The 16,024-nt window shown below is 68.3% G+C and carries 17 protein-coding genes and 1 tRNA gene; 9 read left to right on the top strand and 9 right to left on the bottom strand.

Annotation, left to right across the window (positions count from 1 at the left end):
* Positions 1 to 150 precede the first annotated feature (150 nt).
* From rpsA to AB8619_RS06935, 5 genes are all read right to left on the bottom strand, one after another.
* Positions 151 to 1,527 (bottom strand): 30S ribosomal protein S1, encoded by a 1,377-nt coding sequence (gene rpsA, locus AB8619_RS06955; protein WP_436796355.1) that lies wholly within the window; start codon positions 1,525 to 1,527, stop codon positions 151 to 153.
* A 240-nt stretch (positions 1,528 to 1,767) separates the two neighbouring features.
* Positions 1,768 to 2,499, bottom strand: a complete 732-nt coding sequence (locus AB8619_RS06950) for a class I SAM-dependent methyltransferase (protein WP_436795736.1) — start codon at positions 2,497 to 2,499, stop codon at positions 1,768 to 1,770.
* A complete protein-coding gene (polA, locus tag AB8619_RS06945) occupies positions 2,496 to 5,198 on the bottom strand; it encodes a DNA polymerase I (protein WP_436795735.1) in 2,703 nt (900 codons plus the stop codon). Before polA ends, AB8619_RS06950 begins: the two co-directional genes overlap by 4 nt.
* Before the next feature lie 4 nt (positions 5,199 to 5,202).
* On the bottom strand, positions 5,203 to 5,787 hold the full coding sequence (locus AB8619_RS06940) for an ANTAR domain-containing response regulator (RefSeq protein WP_436795734.1): 585 nt from the start codon (positions 5,785 to 5,787) through the stop codon (positions 5,203 to 5,205).
* Between the two features lie 100 nt (positions 5,788 to 5,887).
* Entirely contained in the window at positions 5,888 to 6,181 is a 294-nt protein-coding gene (locus tag AB8619_RS06935; protein WP_436795733.1) for a hypothetical protein, read from the bottom strand.
* 244 nt (positions 6,182 to 6,425) lie between these two features.
* Here AB8619_RS06935 and AB8619_RS06930 point away from each other — a divergent pair, with 244 nt between their 5' ends.
* The 9 genes from AB8619_RS06930 to AB8619_RS06890 all read left to right on the top strand — a co-directional run bounded on the left by AB8619_RS06930 (position 6,426) and on the right by AB8619_RS06890 (position 13,249).
* The gene (locus AB8619_RS06930) at positions 6,426 to 6,935 is read left to right on the top strand and encodes a TadE/TadG family type IV pilus assembly protein (protein ID WP_436795732.1); all 510 of its coding nucleotides are present in this window, start codon (positions 6,426 to 6,428) and stop codon (positions 6,933 to 6,935) included.
* A gap of 8 nt (positions 6,936 to 6,943) precedes the next feature.
* Positions 6,944 to 8,659 (top strand): pilus assembly protein TadG-related protein, encoded by a 1,716-nt coding sequence (locus tag AB8619_RS06925; RefSeq protein WP_436795731.1) that lies wholly within the window; start codon positions 6,944 to 6,946, stop codon positions 8,657 to 8,659.
* A 24-nt stretch (positions 8,660 to 8,683) separates the two neighbouring features.
* A tRNA-Leu gene (locus tag AB8619_RS06920) sits at positions 8,684 to 8,766 on the top strand.
* Positions 8,767 to 8,875: 109 nt separating this feature from the next.
* Entirely contained in the window at positions 8,876 to 9,004 is a 129-nt protein-coding gene (locus AB8619_RS06915) for a hypothetical protein (RefSeq protein WP_436795730.1), read from the top strand.
* 106 nt (positions 9,005 to 9,110) lie between these two features.
* On the top strand, positions 9,111 to 10,034 hold the full coding sequence (gene fabD / locus AB8619_RS06910; protein ID WP_436795729.1) for an ACP S-malonyltransferase: 924 nt from the start codon (positions 9,111 to 9,113) through the stop codon (positions 10,032 to 10,034).
* Positions 10,031 to 10,999: a beta-ketoacyl-ACP synthase III gene (locus AB8619_RS06905; protein WP_436795728.1), complete on the top strand. Its 969-nt coding sequence runs from the start codon at positions 10,031 to 10,033 to the stop codon at positions 10,997 to 10,999. The genes fabD and AB8619_RS06905 overlap by 4 nt, the downstream gene beginning before the upstream one ends.
* Complete coding sequence (gene fabG, locus AB8619_RS06900; protein ID WP_436795727.1) at positions 10,996 to 11,712, top strand: 3-oxoacyl-ACP reductase FabG; 717 nt, start codon at positions 10,996 to 10,998, stop codon at positions 11,710 to 11,712. The genes AB8619_RS06905 and fabG overlap by 4 nt, the downstream gene beginning before the upstream one ends.
* Positions 11,713 to 11,775: 63 nt before the next feature.
* Entirely contained in the window at positions 11,776 to 12,009 is a 234-nt protein-coding gene (acpP, locus tag AB8619_RS06895) for an acyl carrier protein (protein ID WP_436795726.1), read from the top strand.
* A 31-nt stretch (positions 12,010 to 12,040) separates the two neighbouring features.
* On the top strand, positions 12,041 to 13,249 hold the full coding sequence (locus AB8619_RS06890; protein WP_436795725.1) for a beta-ketoacyl-[acyl-carrier-protein] synthase family protein: 1,209 nt from the start codon (positions 12,041 to 12,043) through the stop codon (positions 13,247 to 13,249).
* A 204-nt stretch (positions 13,250 to 13,453) separates the two neighbouring features.
* Here the strand turns inward: AB8619_RS06890 and fabZ are convergent, their stop codons facing one another.
* The 4 genes from fabZ to AB8619_RS06870 are packed head-to-tail and all read right to left on the bottom strand — an operon-like array spanning position 13,454 to position 16,020.
* The gene (gene fabZ / locus AB8619_RS06885) at positions 13,454 to 13,882 is read right to left on the bottom strand and encodes a 3-hydroxyacyl-ACP dehydratase FabZ (RefSeq protein ID WP_436795724.1); all 429 of its coding nucleotides are present in this window, start codon (positions 13,880 to 13,882) and stop codon (positions 13,454 to 13,456) included.
* Positions 13,879 to 14,334, bottom strand: a complete 456-nt coding sequence (gene bcp / locus AB8619_RS06880) for a thioredoxin-dependent thiol peroxidase (protein WP_436795723.1) — start codon at positions 14,332 to 14,334, stop codon at positions 13,879 to 13,881. The genes fabZ and bcp overlap by 4 nt, the downstream gene beginning before the upstream one ends.
* Before the next feature lie 35 nt (positions 14,335 to 14,369).
* Positions 14,370 to 14,759, bottom strand: coding sequence for a globin (locus AB8619_RS06875; protein ID WP_436795722.1), 390 nt, complete (start codon positions 14,757 to 14,759; stop codon positions 14,370 to 14,372).
* Complete coding sequence (locus tag AB8619_RS06870) at positions 14,752 to 16,020, bottom strand: alkyl sulfatase dimerization domain-containing protein (protein WP_436795721.1); 1,269 nt, start codon at positions 16,018 to 16,020, stop codon at positions 14,752 to 14,754. Before AB8619_RS06870 ends, AB8619_RS06875 begins: the two co-directional genes overlap by 8 nt.
* Positions 16,021 to 16,024: the final 4 nt, after the last annotated feature.

Here is a 16,024-nt window from a genome sequence, read left to right as displayed (position 1 = left end):
CGTACCGAACGACATGGGGGTCGGTGTCGCCTTCTTCTGGCTTTTCCGGTTCGATGGCCACCAATGGGCCGATCGGCCTGTCGCGAAGACCGCCAAAACGGACGAACCCGCCGCGTGAGCGGCGGGTTCGTGACCGGATCTGCGTCTGTCTCAGCCCTCTGCGGGGGGCTCCTCGGCCGTCTCAGCCTCGGGGGCAGCCTCTGCTGCGGGCTCGGCAACGGCCTCGGCTGCGGCCTCGACGTCGATCGCCGGAGCGGCCCCGTCGTCGTCGCCACCGAAGGACTCGATCTTGGGCTCGTCGGACTCCGGCTCGGCCTCAACGGCCGCGGGGTCCTCTTCGGCGACCTCGCCGATGTAGTTGCCCTCGGCGTCGTACATCTGCTCGCCGAATGCGTCCTGGTACTCGGCGGCCACGACGCCACCCTCGGCAGCCTGCTTGATCGACAGGCTGATGCGGCGGCGCTGGAGGTCGAGATCGATGATCTTGACCCAGAGCTCTTCGCCCGGGGTGACGACCTGCTCGGGGAGGTCGACGTGGTGAGCCGACATCTCGGAGATGTGGACCAGACCCTCGATGCCCTCGCCCACCTGGACGAATGCACCGAAGGGCACCAGCTTGGTGACACGGCCGTAGACCAACTCGCCGACGCGGTGAGCGTTGGCGAACTCCTGCCAGGGATCCTGCTGCGTGGCCTTGAGGCTCAGCGAGATGCGCTCGCGGTCGTTGTCGACCTCGAGCACCTGGACCTCGATCTCGTCACCGACGGTGACGACGGAGCCCGGGTGGTCGACGTGCTTCCACGACAGCTCGGAGACGTGGACGAGTCCGTCCATGCCGCCGAGGTCGACGAACGCACCGAAGTTGACGACGCTGGAGACCACGCCACGGCGGACCTCGCCGGGCTTGAGGTTCTGGAGGAAGTCCTCGCGCTGCTCGCGCTGCGTCTCCTCGAGCCAGGCACGGCGGGACAGGACCACGTTGTTGCGGTTCTTGTCGAGTTCGATGATCTTGGCTTCGAGCTCGCGGCCGACGTAGGGGTCGAGGTCGCGGACACGGCGGAGTTCGACGAGGCTGGCGGGCAGGAAGCCACGCAGACCGATGTCGATGATGAGACCGCCCTTGACGACCTCGATGACCTTGCCGGTGACGACGCCTTCGGCTTCCTTGATCTCTTCGATCTTGCCCCAGGCACGCTCGTACTGCGCCCGCTTCTTGGACAGGATGAGGCGACCTTCCTTGTCCTCCTTGGTGAGGACCAGGGCCTCGATGGTGTCTCCCAGGGAGACGACCTCGGAGGGGTCGACGTCGTTGCGGATGCTCAGCTCACGGCTGGGGACGACGCCCTCGGACTTGAAGCCGATGTCGAGCAGGACCTCGTCCTTGTCGATCCGGACGACCTTGCCCTCGACGAGCTGGCCTTCCTCGACGGTGACCATCGTGCCGTCGATGTAGTCGGCGAAGCTGCCGACGTCGTTCGAGGTGATCTGTCGTGGCGTGTACACCCCCTCGTCGTTGAAGGTGCCCATCTCGGACGGGCTCTCGGTGAGCCCCGAGGGGACGAGGGTGGCGGAGGTGGTCGTGTCGGTCAAGAGATGCTCGTTCGGTTACGTGGATGGTCCGGACAGTTCTTCGAATTCGGTCGATCCGCGAACGCGGACAGACCGATCGGCCAGCGTAGCAGCGGGATTCCGCCGGGTCCCAGCCCTCTCCCCGTTCTCGACGTCGTGACCGTCGGCCCCCGACGCTCTCGACGTTGAGTTCGGGTTTCAGGCGGGCTTGCGGGCGACGAGGAGGAACTCGGCGTGGTCGAGGTCAGGGGTCCGACGGGCGTAGTCGCCGGGATCGACCGACCAGACGTGCTCTGGTTCGAGGCCGGCCAGTCGGGCGACGAAGCGCAGCTCTCGCGGCGTGAACCCCGTCGTCCACAGATCTGCGTCGAGATCGACACCGGCACTGTCCTTGACCTGCGTCTTCTCGTGCATGACGCCGGCCTCGACGTCGAAGTCGCCGGCGCCTTCGGACCCCACCTGGTACTTGACCTGGAAGTAGGACGAGAAGGCACTCAGCACCAGTCGGCCCCCGGGTTTGAGGGCTGACGCCAACTGGGAGACGGCCGCGACGTCGGCATCGACCGGGGCGCCAGGGCCGCCGAGGAGGCCGAACCCGCCCTGGCACAGCGAGATGACGGCGTCGAAGCAGGGACCAGTGGGCAGCGAGCGGACGTCGGCGACCGCTGATGGCGCCGGCGGTTCCCCGTGACGGACGAGGTGACAGAAGCTCTCGGCCAGGTCCATGCCGACCGTGGGAATGCCCCGTTCGCGGAGCGCACGGACGTGACGGCCCGGCCCGCACCCGGCGTCGAGCACGCGGGACTGCGGGGACAGTCCGAGGAGGTCGACGAGGAAGTCGGCCTCCTGCTCGGTCCCCTTCGTGAACGAGTACCGGAGATACGCCTCGCCCATGTGGTCCGCCAACGGCGTGAACCACGTGCCCGTCATTTGGCGGACGCCCAGGAGTCGCCGAAGGCGAGGTTGACGTCGAGCGGTACCCGGAGTTCGGCGGCGTCGTGCATGGTCCGGTCGACCAGCTCACGGGCGATCTCGACCTCGTCGGCCGGGACCTCGCAGATGATCTCGTCGTGCACCTGGAGGATGACCCGGGTGGCGAGTCCCTGCTCCTCGAGCGCCCGGTCGAGCTGCACCAACGCGACCTTGAAGATGTCGGCGGCCAGGCCCTGGATCCCGGCGTTCATCGCCTGCCGCTCCCCTGCCTGGCGGATGCGGACGTTCGACGACGACAGCTCCGGGATCTGGCGGCGTCGACCGAACAGCGTCTCGGTGTAGCCCTTCTCCCGGGCCTCCTCGACCACGCGGTCCATGTAGGCGTGCACGTTCGGGAAGGCGGCGAAGTAGGCGTCGAGGATGACGGCGGCCTCCTTCGTCGGGATGTTGAGCCGCTGCCCGAGCCCGTAGGCCTCCATGCCGTAGGCCAGCCCGTAGGAGACCATCTTCGCCTTCGCCCGTTGGTCGGACTGGACCTCGTCGATCTCCACGCCGAACACCCGAGCGGCGGTCTCGGTGTGGATGTCGGTGCCCGACTCGAACGCCTCGATCAGCCCCGGGTCCTCGGCCAGATGGGCGATGCAGCGGAGTTCGATCTGGTTGTAGTCGGCGACGAGGAGTGTGTAGCCCTCGCCCGGCACGAACGCCTCGCGGAACTCCTTGCCCATCTCCGACCGCACCGGGATGTTGTGGAGGTTCGGGTTCTCGGAGCTGAGCCGCCCGGTACGGGCCACCGTCTGGTTGAACGATGCGTGGATGCGCCCGTCGTCGGCCACGTCGTGCAACAGCGACTCGCCGTACGTCGACCGGAGCTTCTCGACCTCGCGATAGCGGAGGATGTGCTCGATGATCGGATGCTCGCCCCGCATCTTCTCGAGCGTCTGAGCGTCGGTCGAGTACCCGGTCTTGGTCTTCTTCTGCGGGGTCAGACCCAGCTCGTCGAAGAGGACCTCGCGCATCTGCTTCGTCGAGTTGACGTTGAACGGATGACCGGCGTCGTCGGTGATCCGCTGGCGGAGTGCGTCGGCCTCCGCGGTCAGGCGGTCACGGAGTCGGGTCAGCACCTCGACGTCGACTCCCACACCGAGGAGCTCCATCTTGGCGAGCACCCGGACGAGCGGGACCTCGATGTCGTCGTTGAGCCCACGGAGCCCCTGGGCATCGAGGGCGTCGAGCAGCTTCGGAGCCAGCACGTGGGTCGCGAGCGCCGCCCGTGCGGCGAGCAACGCCTTCGGGACTTCGGCGTCGCCGCCGAGATCGAGTTGTCCCTCGGGCGCACCGGCGTCGTCGGGCAGTTCGAGACGGGCGTACCGCTGGAGCAGGTCGGCGAGTCGATAGTTCGAGTCGGCCGGATCGAGGAGGTACGCCGCCAGCGTGGTGTCGAGCGCGAGGCCGCCGATGTCGAGGTCGGCCTCCCACAGCGCCTTGAGGAGCACCTTGGCATCGTGCGCAGCGACGGTCCGGGTTCCGAGCAGACGGAGCAGCGATGCTCGCACGGTGCCATCGGCCAGCATCGGCGCGGGAATCCACAGCACCTCGGCGACCGATTCGTCGACCACGACGGCCAGGCCCTCGAGGCCGTCGTCGACGTCGAACGAGCCGGCGATCCCGAGCGACCCCTCGGCGGCGAGACCGTCGAGCGCCGCCACGGCGTCGGCGGAGGACGACCCGTCGACGACCTCGGCTTCGAGGACCTCCGACGACTGCATGGCGCCCATGTCGGCGCCGAGCGCCTCGGTGAGGCGGTCGAACAGCGAGTGGAACTCGAGGAACTCGAAGAGGCGCTTGAGTTCGTCGACGTCGATCTCGCCCATGGCGAGGTCGGCCATGCCGCCTGGCAGCTCCGCCGACAGGTCGACGTCGCGGATCAGGTCCATGACGATGGCGTTCTCGCGGACGACCTCTTCGTGAGCACCGAGGTTCTCGCGGAGCTTCGGGGTCTGGGCGTCGAGGTTGGCGAAGATGCCGTCGAGGTCGCCGTAGGTGTTGAGCAACTTGGCGGCGGTCTTCTCCCCCACCCCGGGCACGCCGGGGAGGTTGTCGGACTTGTCGCCGCGCATCGCGGCGTAGAGCACGTACTTGTCGGGGCGGACGCCCGTTCGCTCCTCGATGCCTGCTTCGTCGTAGAGCGCATAGTCCGAGACGCCACGCTTGTTGTAGAGGACCTTGATGTGCGGGTCCTCGACGAGTTGGTAGGCGTCACGGTCGCCGGTGACCACGATGACGTCGTCGCCGTTGTCGCGGGCCTGCGTGGCGAGCGTGGCGAGGATGTCGTCGGCCTCGACGCCGGCCTGGTCGACCATCGTGATGCCCAGGACCTCGATGACCTCGCGGACGAGACCCATCTGCTGGCGGAGGATGTCGGGAGTCTCGGCCCGGCCGGCCTTGTAGTCGGCGACGCGCTCGTGACGGAACGTCGGCTCGGGGCGGTCGAACGCCACCACGACGCCATCGCTCGGATGGTCACGGAGCATGTTGATCAGCATCGACGTGAAGCCGAAGACTGCGTTCGTGACCTGACCCGATGCCGTGGCCAGATCGGTCGGCAGCGCGAAGAACGCCCGGTACGTGAGCGAGTTGCCGTCGATCAGCAGGAATCGACGATTCCCGTTGCTGCCCTTGGCCGTGCCAGCCACCGGATCAGTTCTCGTCGGGGCGAAGGGTGCCTTCGATGACCTGGCCGGCGACGTCGCGGGCCTTGACCCTGCCGTTCATGGCCTGCTTCTGGATCCACTCGAACGCCTCGGACTCGGTCATGCCGTGGTCGTCCATGAGGATGCCCTTGGCCCGATCGACGGCCTTGCGGGTCTCGAGCTGGTCTTCGAGCGACTGGGTCTGGTCGTGGAGCGCCCGCATCTCGCGGTGCCGGCCGAGCGCGATCTCGACCGCGGGGATCAGCTCGGAACGCTGGAACGGCTTGACCAGGTACGCCAGCGCCCCGGCGTCGCGAGCCTGTTCGATCAGGTCCCGCTGCGAATAGGCCGTGAGGATCAAGACGGCGGACTTCTTCGTCGTGGAGATCTCACGAGCGGCAGCGAGCCCGTCGAGGCCCGGCATGCGCACATCGAGGATGGCGAGGTCCGGCTCGAGGTCACGGACCAGTTCGACGGCCTCGTCGCCGCGTCCGGTCTCGCCGACGACGTCGTAGCCCTCTTCCTCCAGCGTCTCCTTGAGATCGAGACGAATGATGGCTTCGTCCTCGGCAATCACCACGCGCGTGGCCATTGCGGTCTCCTTTCCCGCTGGTCGGCGGTGCTCGAATACGAAGACCGATGGTGCCACGCAATCGCACTCCCGGGGAAACGATCTGGCTGATCCGACGAGTTCACCGGGTCTCGGTCATCAAGCGGTCGAGCAACTCGTCCTGGGTCGCCTCGAGGCGCTCGATCTCCTCGGCCACCGAAGCCCGATGACTCCGCATCGCATCGGCGTGACGAGCGGCCTCCCGGTGCTCGCGATCGGACACCGGCGTCTCGGACACGAGCGACCGGAGTCGGGCGTCGTCGGCGGCATCAGCCAGGTGGACCAACTGCTCGTCGGCGACCTGCAACTCGTCGCGGAGCGCACGAACCCTGCGGCCGACCTCGGTGAGCCGGCGCTCGACCTGACGTCTCGACACGGCGGCGAGTGTACGTCGGACCGCCACGCCGCCGTGGGCGCAGCCTCTACGATCGGGACTCCGGGGCGACTGCCTCGCGACGAGGCCTCGACGGATCGGCCAGCGGACTAGTCACTTCGGGGGCAGCGAAATGAACCGTTCGGGTGATCGCCTCATCATGCGTTTCTGCCGATACTGGACACATCGCCCGAATCCACACGACGGGCGTCCGCCCGCCACACCGAGAGCCACGGGTAACGACTCCATGCACGGGATTCCGCGACACATCCGCACCAGGTCCGACGAGCGCGGCGCAGCGATGGTCGAGTTCGCCCTCGTCGCCGTGATCCTCGTCCTGCTCGTCGTGGGGATCATCAACTTCGGGCTCCTGCTGTCGTTCAAGCAGGACGTGACACGCGCCGCGACCGAGGGCGCACGCGTCGCCGCCGTGACGCTCCCCCCGGCCGCCGCACCGGCCACGCAGACCGCCGACAGCCGCTACATCGCCGGCGTCGCCGGCACCAACGACGCCGTCGACTCGTTCAACAAGACCTGCAACGTCGACGGCATGACCTGCAGCGTGATCATCCACAACTGCGACGCCGCCCCGGTGGCCGGCTCGGTCGCCTACTACAACGACGGCGTGGACGACTGCGTCACGGTCGAACTGACCTACGACTACGCCGGATTCCCGCTGATCGTCGAGCCCCCCATCCTCGGCTCGGCGCTCCCCGACACGGTGTCGGCCAAGTCCGTCGCCCGGCTGAACGAATGAGGTCCCCGATGCGATTCCTCCGCACCCGCCGGGCCTCCCGAGGCGCCGTCCTCCCGATCGTGGCCCTGCTCCTCCCGGTCTTCCTGATCATCACCGCCATGGCCGTCGACCTCGGTCGCCAGCGCAACGACCGACGGTCGATGCAGTCGGCCGCCGACGTCATCGCCCTCGACATGGCGCGCCTCGCCAACGGACGCACCATCGACGCGATCGCACTCGGCGACGCCGACAACCCTGCGACCGAGACCGCGCTCCAGGCTTCGGCCGACCGCAACGAGATCGACCGCTCGCAGGTCGTCCTCCAATGGGGCACCACCGACGCCGCCGGCGCCTTCACCCCGCTCAACCTGGGCACCGACATCCCCGACACCGCCGAGATCACCGCGAGCGACACGACCGACTACTTCTTCCAACCCGGATCCGGCGACGTCGAACGCGTCGCCCGAGCGCAGTACGGCGCCGAGGCCCTCGCTGGGTTCAAGGTGGGTTCGTTCGGAGCGAGCGTCGACCCGACTCAGGCCGGCCTCCTGAACAGCCTCGTGACCCCGTTGCTCGGCAATCCCGTGGGCCTCGACGCCCTCAGCTACCAAGGTCTCGCCGGCGCCGAGGTCAACATCTTCGAACTCGGCAACGAACTCGGCCTGCTGACGCCCGACGACGTGTTGAACACGACCGTGGACTTCGACGACGTCGTGCTCGCCAGTGCGGACATCCTCGAGCGCAACGGCGACTCCGCCAACGCCACGCTCCTGCGCAACTCGATCACCACCGAGATGCAGAACATGGACGTGCAGTTGGGCCAGTTCGTCGACGCCGACACGGGTGGCGAGGGCCCCGGCATGGCCGCCGGCCTCAACGTCCTCGGGATGCTGACCGGCACGGCGTTCGCCGCCCAGTGCACGCCCGACCCCATCGGATTCGCCGACTGCTCGGGTCTCAGCCTCCCGAACGTCGCAGCGAACGTCCCCCTCGTCAGCTCGACGAGCAGCCTGAAGGTCATCCAGGGCCCTCAGTACGCCTACGGGCCGGTGGGTGCGAGCGCCAAGACCGGCCAGGTCCAGCTCACGATGAACACCGTCGTGGGCGGCCAGAACGTCGGGGCATGTGTCCCGCGGCTCGCCAACCTCTTCTGCGTGTTGAGCGGGATCGGGCTCGTCGGCCAGGTCGCAGCGGTCATCACCGTCGATGCCACCGTGACCCTCGCCGGTGGCCTCAACTCGATCACCGACATCGGGTGCACCGACCCGCTCGCGGAGACGCTGCTGATCAGCTCGAACACCGACCTCTACGACATCAGCCTCCAGGTCGGCGTCGAGTACGGCAAGAGCGGCGGCCTCGGAGGGCTCCTCGGAGGGACGATCGGCGCCTTCACCCTGAGCGGGTCGACGTCCTCGGTCAACGCCGCCGACTCCGAGCTCTTCACGGTCCCACCGGACGTGCTCGGCGTCACCACCCGGTCGACGGGCAACGGCAACGTCGGGCTGTCGGGCATCGCCCTGACGGCGAGCGGCAACACCGGCACCGTCCTCGGGAGTCTCGCCAACCTCGGGCTCAACTTCGTGCTCGCCGACGTGCTCTCCGGACTGGTCAACCCGCTCCTTGGCCAGATCGACTCGCAGCTGCTCGGTCCCCTCACGAAGATCATCGGCGCCAACGTCACCGGCTCCGACCTCACGCCGGAGCAGATCGACTGCAGCTTCGGCAACGTCATGCTCGTCGGCTGACGCCGCTACGATCTCTCCGCCCCAGCCCGGGTGGTGGAATGGCAGACACGGCGGATTCAAAATCCGCTGACCTCACGGTCGTGCGGGTTCGACTCCCGCCCCGGGCACGGCAACCCTTCGGGTTGCATGACGAATGCTTCGCATTCGTCGGCGGCCGCGAGTGCAGATGGTCGGGCCATCGTCGCGGTGTCGGGGTCGGGTGTCTACGATCGGCTCATGAAGCGACTGATCCTCCTCGCGGCCATCGTGGGCTTCGTCGTGTGGCGGGGACGTCGACTCGAGCGCTACGACCGCGATCACGCCCACGGTGCCTACGCCCGCGTGGTGCCGGTCAGCGACACCTGAGACCGGTCGCAGCGAATCGGCAGAAATCCGCCGACGTGTGAAACGAACTCCGAAGACCGACGGTCCGACCACCGTTCTCCCCCGCCCCACCGAGCTCTGAGGTCCCATGCGCTGCTTCGTCTTCCCCGGACAGGGAAGCCAACTCCCCGAGATGGGATCGACGTTCGTCGGCTCGCCGGCGTGGACGCTGGTCGAGGAGGCATCGGATGCTGCCGGGCGTGATGTGGCCCACCTGCTCCTCGCCGCCGACGCCGACGAACTGGTCCAGACGCGCAACGCCCAGCTCGGGACGTTCGTGCACTCGATGGTCGTGCTGTCCGCGCTCCGATTCGACGGCGTCGACGCCGAGATCGTCGCCGGCCACAGCCTCGGCGAACTGTCTGCCCTGTGCGCCGCCGGAGTCCTCACGTTCCCGGACGCCGTCCGACTCGTGTCCGCCCGCGGCGACGCGATGCAGGCCTGCACCACGACCCGGACCGGGACCATGGCCGCAGTGCTGGGCCTCGACGACGATGCGGTAGCCGCGGTGTGCGAACGAGTCGACGACGACGTGTGGGTCGCCAACGCGAACGCTCCCGGACAGGTCGTCATCGCCGGTGACCCGGCCGCCGTGGAGCGAGCCGGGAACGACGCCAAGGACGCCGGCGCCAGGCGGATCATGGCCCTCGACGTCTCGGGTGCGTTCCACACGCCGTTCATGGCACCGGCCGGAGAAGCTCTCGCTGCTGCCATCGCCGAGACGACCTTCCACGACGCGGCCGTCCCGGTGGTCGCCAACGTCGACGCCGCCGTCCACGCCGCGGCGACCGAGTGGCCGGGTCTCCTCGAACGTCAGCTGACCAGCCCGGTCCGGTGGGCCGCTTCTGTCCAGACCCTCGTCGACCAGGGCGCAGACAGCTTCGTCGAGGTGGGTCCGGGCGCCGTGCTCACGGGAACGATCAAGCGCATCGATCGGTCGAGCCAGCGCCACTCGGCCATGACCCCCGACGAGGTCGCTGCCGTCGTCGCCGCGGCCGGAGCAACCGCATGACCTCGGTACCGAGCGGACGGATCATCGGCTGGGGAACCGCGCTCCCCGACGATGTGCTCACCAACGCCGACCTCGAGGCCCGCCTCGACACCACCGACGAGTGGATCACCGAGCGGACCGGCATCCAGGAGCGTCGACAGGGCGGGACGACGGCCGGACTCGCTGCCGAAGCGGGTCAGGCGGCGATCGACCACGCCGGCGTAGATCCGGCCAGCATCGACCTCCTGATCCTGTGCACGACCAGCCCCGACCGGTCGCTGCCCGCGTCGGCTTCGAGGGTGCAACAGATGCTCGGCCTCGACTGCGGCGCGTTCGACCTGAACGCCGCGTGTTCTGGCTTCGTGTACGGCCTGGCCGCCGCCAACGGGTACATCGCCATGGGCTCGAAGCGGGTGCTCCTCATCGGGGCCGAGACCCTCGACCGCATGACCGACCCCGACGACCGCAACACGGCGATCCTCTTCGGCAACGGCGGCGGCGCTGCCGTGATCGACGCGATCCCCGAAGGCGAGCCCACCCAGCTCCTCGGCTGGGACGTCGGCTCCGACGGCAGCCTCGAACACATCCTCTACTCCGAGGTCGGCGGCTACATGCAGATGGACGGGCGTGAGGTCTTCCGACGCGCCGTCCGGGTCATGGTCGCGTCGGCCAACAAGGCGATGGAGCGAGCCGGCGTCACGGCCGAAGACATCGCGCTCGTGGTCCCCCACCAGGCCAACATCCGCATCATCGACTCTGCCTGCCAGAAGCTCGGCTTCGCACGAGAACAGACGGCACTGGTGCTCCACGCCACCGGCAACACCTCGGCGGCCTCGATCCCCCTGGCGCTCGCCGACGCGCTCGACAACGGCCGAGCCCAGGACGGTGACCTCGTGCTCCTGGTCGGGTTCGGCGCCGGCATGACCTGGGCGTCGGCGGTGCTGCGCTGGTCCGACCCGGCCATGCGCAAGGATGCAGCTTCATGAGCGACACCCAGCCGCGCACCGTGCTCGTCACCGGCGGAAACCGAGGCATCGGTCTCGCCTGCACGACCTCGTTCCTCGAGGCGGGGCACCGGGTGGCGACCGTCTCCCGCTCCGGCCGCGAGGTCGACGGTGCCTTCGCCGTCGCCTGCGACGTGAGTGACGGCGCCGCCGTGGACGCTGCGGTCGCCGCGGTCGAGGACGAGCTCGGCCCGGTCGAGATCCTCGTGGCCAACGCCGGGATCACCAAGGACGGACTGATGGTCCGCATGTCCGACGACGACTTCACGTCGGTGCTCGACACCAACCTCACCGGCTCGTTCCGCTTCGCCCGCGCCGTCACCAAGAAGATGATGCGCGCCCGATTCGGCCGCCTCGTCTTCGTGTCGTCGGTCGGGGCATACATGGGGGCACCGGGTCAGGCGAACTACGCGGCATCGAAGGCCGGGCTGATCGGCCTCGCTCGCTCGATGGCCCGCGAACTCGCACCGCGCAACATCACCGTCAACGTCGTCGCCCCCGGACCCATCGAGACCGACATGCTCGCCGCGCTCGACGACGACCGTCGCGACGCCATGGCCGCCGCCGTCCCGCTCGGCCGACTCGGTGACCCCGCCGAGGTGGCCGCAGCCGTACGGTTCCTCGCATCCGACGAAGCCGCTTTCGTCACGGGGGCCGTGCTCCCCGTCGACGGCGGCATCGCCATGGGCAACTGAGCCGCCGGCCCGGCACCGACCACCCCTTTCGTTCCAACCCATCAATCAGGAGACAGCAGACCAGTGAGTGACGAATTCGCCCGATTCCAGAAGTGCGCCGTCGAGGTCCTCGGCGTCGAAGAAGCCCAGGTCACGATGGAGGCATCGTTCGCCGATGACCTCGACGCTGACAGCCTCGACCTCGTCGAACTGGTCATGGCCCTCGAAGAGGAGTTCGACGTGACCGTCGAAGAAGAGGAACTCGAGGGCATCGACACCGTCGGAGGGGCCTTCAACCTCGTCAAGGGCAAGCTCTAGGACGACGACCGAGTTCGAGGAGGACCGGGCCATGTCACAGGACCGCACCACGCGCCACCGCCGCCGCGTCGCGATCACCGCAACGGGGGTCGTCGCGAAGGCGGGCACCGGCATGGACGCGTTCTGGGAGGGCCTGTGCGCCACCCCGGACGACGGGATGCGCCAGATCGAGGACTTCGATCCGACGCTGTACTTCGACAACCCGAAGGAAGCACGCCGGACCGACCGCTTCGCACAGTTCGCGTTGGCGGCGGCCCAGCTCGCCTTCGAACAGGCCGGCATGCCCGACGGCACTCCGCCGTACGACCCGGCGCGGTGCGGGGTGTTCGTCGGCACCGGCATCGGGGGCATCGAGACCCTCGAAGAGCAGATCCTGGTGCACGACAAGAAGGGGCCCCGCCGGGTGTCCCCCTTCCTCGTGCCCATGATGATGCCCAACGCCGCCGGCGCCTCGGTCTCGATGAAGTACGGATGGCAGGGGCCGTGCGAGACGACCGTGACCGCCTGCGCCGCCGGCACACACGCCATCACCCGGGCCGCCGACCTCATCGCCTGGGGTCGTTGCGACGCGATGATCACCGGCGGGTCGGAGTCGTCGCTTACCCCGACCGGCCTCCAGGGGTTCCAGAACATGACCGCGCTGTCGAACGACGGCGTGTCACGCCCGTTCTCCGGCGACCGCAACGGGTTCGTGATCTCCGAGGGCTGCGGCATCCTGCTGCTCGAGGAGTGGGACATGGCCGTCGAACGTGGCGCCACCATCCTCGGCGAGTTCCTCGGCGGCGCATCGACCGCCGACGCCCATCACATCACTGCCCCGTCACCGGGCGGCGTGGGTGCGGTCACCTGCATGCGACTGGCGCTGGAGGATGCCGGCCTCGAACCCGGCGACATCAAGCAGATCAACGCGCACGGGACCTCGACCCCGCTGAACGACGCCGCCGAAGCCCACGCCATCGCGGAGGTGTTCGGACTCGACGGGCCTGCGGTCACCTCGACCAAGGGCGTCACCGGCCATGCGCTGGGGGCCGCGGGTGCGCTCGAGGCCGTGGCGGCCATCGCGTCCATCCAACACCGACAGATCCCACCCACGATGGGCACCGACGCCGTCGACCCCGAACTCCCCCAGATCGACCTGGTCATGGGCGCACCACGCGACTGGGAACCCGGACCCGTGCTGTCGAACAGCTTCGGTTTCGGCGGCCACAACGGCTGCCTGATCATCGCGCCTGCGACCTAGGAGCGCGAACGGTCGCCGCGACCGGTCACGGCACCCCCGAGCATCGCCCCCGAGCGGCGCCCCCGAGCGGAACGTGCCGATCGGTACGTTCCGCGACGAAAACGACGTGCAACGTGCCGATCGGTACGTTCCGAACATCAGCGTGGTGTTGGCGTACCGATGTGGTGTTGGCGTACCGACGTGGCGCCGGTGTGCCGGTGGCGGCTATTGGGCGTCGGCGACGACGAAGAGGAGGTCGGCCTCGCAGGCCTTGTCGCCGTCCACGCTGGCGACGCCGTGGCCCTTGCCGGCACGAGCCGACATGCGGCCCATGGTCATCTCGAGCGTGAGGGTGTCGCCGGGGAGGACCTGACGGCGGAAGCGAGCCTTGTCGACCCCGCCGAAGAGCAGGAGCTTGCCGGCGAAGCGCTCGTCCTGGAGTGCGGCGATGGCACCACACTGCGCCAGGGCCTCGAGCATCAGGACCCCGGGCAGCGTCGGCCGGCCCGGGAAGTGGCCGGCGAAGAAGTCCTCGTCGCCGGTGAGGACCCACGAGCAGCGGGCCGACTCCCCCGGCGTGATCTCGTCGACCGTCGTGATGAAGGCGAACGGATCTCGGTGCGGGAGGATCTCGCGAGGATCGAGTCCGGTCACGACTCGTCCAGCGCCTTCAGGAGGAACTTCGGCGTGTTCTTCGGGCTGATCTTGGGCCACGCCTCGATCAGCTTGCCGTTCTCGCCCACCAGGAAGGCCGACCGGATGATGCCCATGTACTTCTTGCCGTACATCGACTTCTCTCCCCAGGCGCCGTACTTCTCGGCCACCTTGTGCTCGGGATCCGACAGCAGCGGGAAGCCCAGCGAGTATTTGTCGTCGAACTTCTTCTGCTTGCCGGGCTCGTCGGGGCTGATGCCGAGGATCTGCACGTCGACGTCGTCCTTGATGGCCGAGAGCTCACACGACTGGGTCGTGCAACCGGGCGTGTCGGCCTTCGGGTAGAAGTAGACCAAGACCTTCTTGCCCTTGAAGTCGGTCAGCTTGACCTTGTCGCCGTCCTGGTCGACGAGGGTGAATGCGGGGGCACGATCGCCAGCAGAGAGAGCCATGCGCCGATGATGGCAGACCGGCGCAGCGCTGCGGATCACTCGGCGTTTCGCATCGCCTCCGCCGACATCGCGAAGTACTGGCGGATCTGCTGTTCGATCTCGACGTCGACGTCACGTTCCAAGCAGAGGCCGGTGAGGGCGGCGATCATGTGCTGGAACCACGCGTCACGTTCGGCCGGGCCGATGACGAAGGGGGCATGCCGCATCCGCAACCGCGGGTGGCCACGCTCGTCGCTGTAGGCGGTGGAGCCGCCCCAGTACTGGATGAGGAACCCGGTCATGTGCCGGATCGAGTCGGTGAGGTCGTCGGGATACAGCGGCCGGAGCAGCGGATCGGCCTCGACGCCTGCGTAGAAGCGCTCGACGAGCTCGGCGAAGAAGGAGTCACCCACGACGTCGTGCACGGTGGTCGGCTGCTCAGTCACCGGTGCGCGCCTCTGATGCCGTCGCAGCCGTGCCGAAGATGCCCTTCGCCATGAGCGACGACTCGCTGTCGCGGCGCTGCCGGTAGACCTCGGCCCGGTTGGCATGGACCTCGCTGGCGTCCCGACCGTCGTCCGACACGGCCTCCGCTGCCCACTCGGCCAACTGGCACGCCAGACGGAGATCACCGCACTCGGCCACCTCGACCGCCCGGACCGACAGCGCTGCCGCTCCCCCGGCCAGTGCCGCGACCTCGGACGCAACCGCCGCGTCCTTCGGCGGCTTCAACCGAGCAGGGTTTCCGTCGTACCAGCCGCCGTAGAGGCGCCAGATGTTGCGGACCACGAACTCGGGTTCGTCGTACGTGCCGCGCAGGTACGGGAGCTCGGCGTAGCGCTCGGGCACGGTGACGGTGTGGACGATCTCGTCGAGCGTCGCACCGCGGTTCATCATGGCGACCGTGTCCTCGATGAGCCCTTCGAGTGCCGAGGCGGTGTTGTCGAGCACGCTCGCGATGCGGTCCTTGCCCGCGATCGGTAGACCGTGCGCCGGCAGCAGCAGCTCGGGCTCGAGCGCGATCATCTTGCGCAGCGCCACCGCCCAGTCGGCCGCGTAGCGCTGCACCTTCTGCGGATTGCCAGCGTTGGGGAACACCCAGATGAACAGGTCCCCGGAGAAGATCGCCTTGTGCTCGGGCACCCATGCCCAGGCGTGGTCGTCGGTCTCGCCACGGTCGTGGTGGAGTTCGATGGTCGTTTCGCCGGCGTGAAGATCCAACTTCGAGCGGAACGTGTCGTCGGGACGGACGAAGTCGGCCGGAAACGCCATCCCGCCGCCGAACTGACGGGCGTTGATCACCTGGTTGTAGCCCTGCGTCCACTCGTAGCGATCGAAACGTGTGGGGGCGTTCTCGTGGGCGACGAGGCGCGGCCGAGGGTGGCCGCTCTCCGCGGCGTCGGCCAGGAACGCCGGCGTACCGGTCACGTGGTCGACGTGGCCGTGGGTGTAGACGATCGACGCGAACGGATCGGTCCGCCATCCACGCAATGCCGACACCGCGGCGGCGCCGAAAGGACCCATGGACGTGTCGAACACCGTCAGCCCGTCGCCGGCGTGCAGCGCCCAGACGTGCGAGAAGGCACAGACCATGCCGATGCCGTCGGCCACCTCGTGGAAGGTCGAGTCCATCGGGTTGTTGGCTTGGGGACCTTCGTAGACCCCCTCGTCGATGTAGCGCGCCGACCGCGCCAGTAGCTCTGTCATCTCG

It is taken from the genome of Actinospongiicola halichondriae, assembly GCF_049103745.1.
GTDB classification, from domain to species: Bacteria; Actinomycetota; Acidimicrobiia; order Acidimicrobiales; family Salinilacustritrichaceae; genus Salinilacustrithrix; species Salinilacustrithrix halichondriae.
Note: the sequence above shows the minus strand (reverse complement) of the source record. Positions and strands in the feature narration are given on the sequence as shown.

Excerpts from the sequence above, each read along its gene's own strand:
- rpsA (WP_436796355.1), bottom strand. The coding sequence starts at position 1,527 with ATGGGCACCTTCAACGACGAGGGGGTGTACACGCCACGACAGATCACC.
- AB8619_RS06950 (WP_436795736.1), bottom strand. The coding sequence starts at position 2,499 with ATGACGGGCACGTGGTTCACGCCGTTGGCGGACCACATGGGCGAGGCG.
- AB8619_RS06940 (WP_436795734.1), bottom strand. The coding sequence starts at position 5,787 with ATGGCCACGCGCGTGGTGATTGCCGAGGACGAAGCCATCATTCGTCTC.
- AB8619_RS06930 (WP_436795732.1), top strand. The coding sequence starts at position 6,426 with ATGCACGGGATTCCGCGACACATCCGCACCAGGTCCGACGAGCGCGGC.
- AB8619_RS06925 (WP_436795731.1), top strand. The coding sequence starts at position 6,944 with ATGCGATTCCTCCGCACCCGCCGGGCCTCCCGAGGCGCCGTCCTCCCG.
- AB8619_RS06915 (WP_436795730.1), top strand. The coding sequence starts at position 8,876 with ATGAAGCGACTGATCCTCCTCGCGGCCATCGTGGGCTTCGTCGTGTGG.
- fabD (WP_436795729.1), top strand. The coding sequence starts at position 9,111 with ATGCGCTGCTTCGTCTTCCCCGGACAGGGAAGCCAACTCCCCGAGATG.
- AB8619_RS06905 (WP_436795728.1), top strand. The coding sequence starts at position 10,031 with ATGACCTCGGTACCGAGCGGACGGATCATCGGCTGGGGAACCGCGCTC.
- fabG (WP_436795727.1), top strand. The coding sequence starts at position 10,996 with ATGAGCGACACCCAGCCGCGCACCGTGCTCGTCACCGGCGGAAACCGA.
- AB8619_RS06890 (WP_436795725.1), top strand. The coding sequence starts at position 12,041 with ATGTCACAGGACCGCACCACGCGCCACCGCCGCCGCGTCGCGATCACC.
- bcp (WP_436795723.1), bottom strand. The coding sequence starts at position 14,334 with ATGGCTCTCTCTGCTGGCGATCGTGCCCCCGCATTCACCCTCGTCGAC.
- AB8619_RS06870 (WP_436795721.1), bottom strand. The coding sequence starts at position 16,020 with ATGACAGAGCTACTGGCGCGGTCGGCGCGCTACATCGACGAGGGGGTC.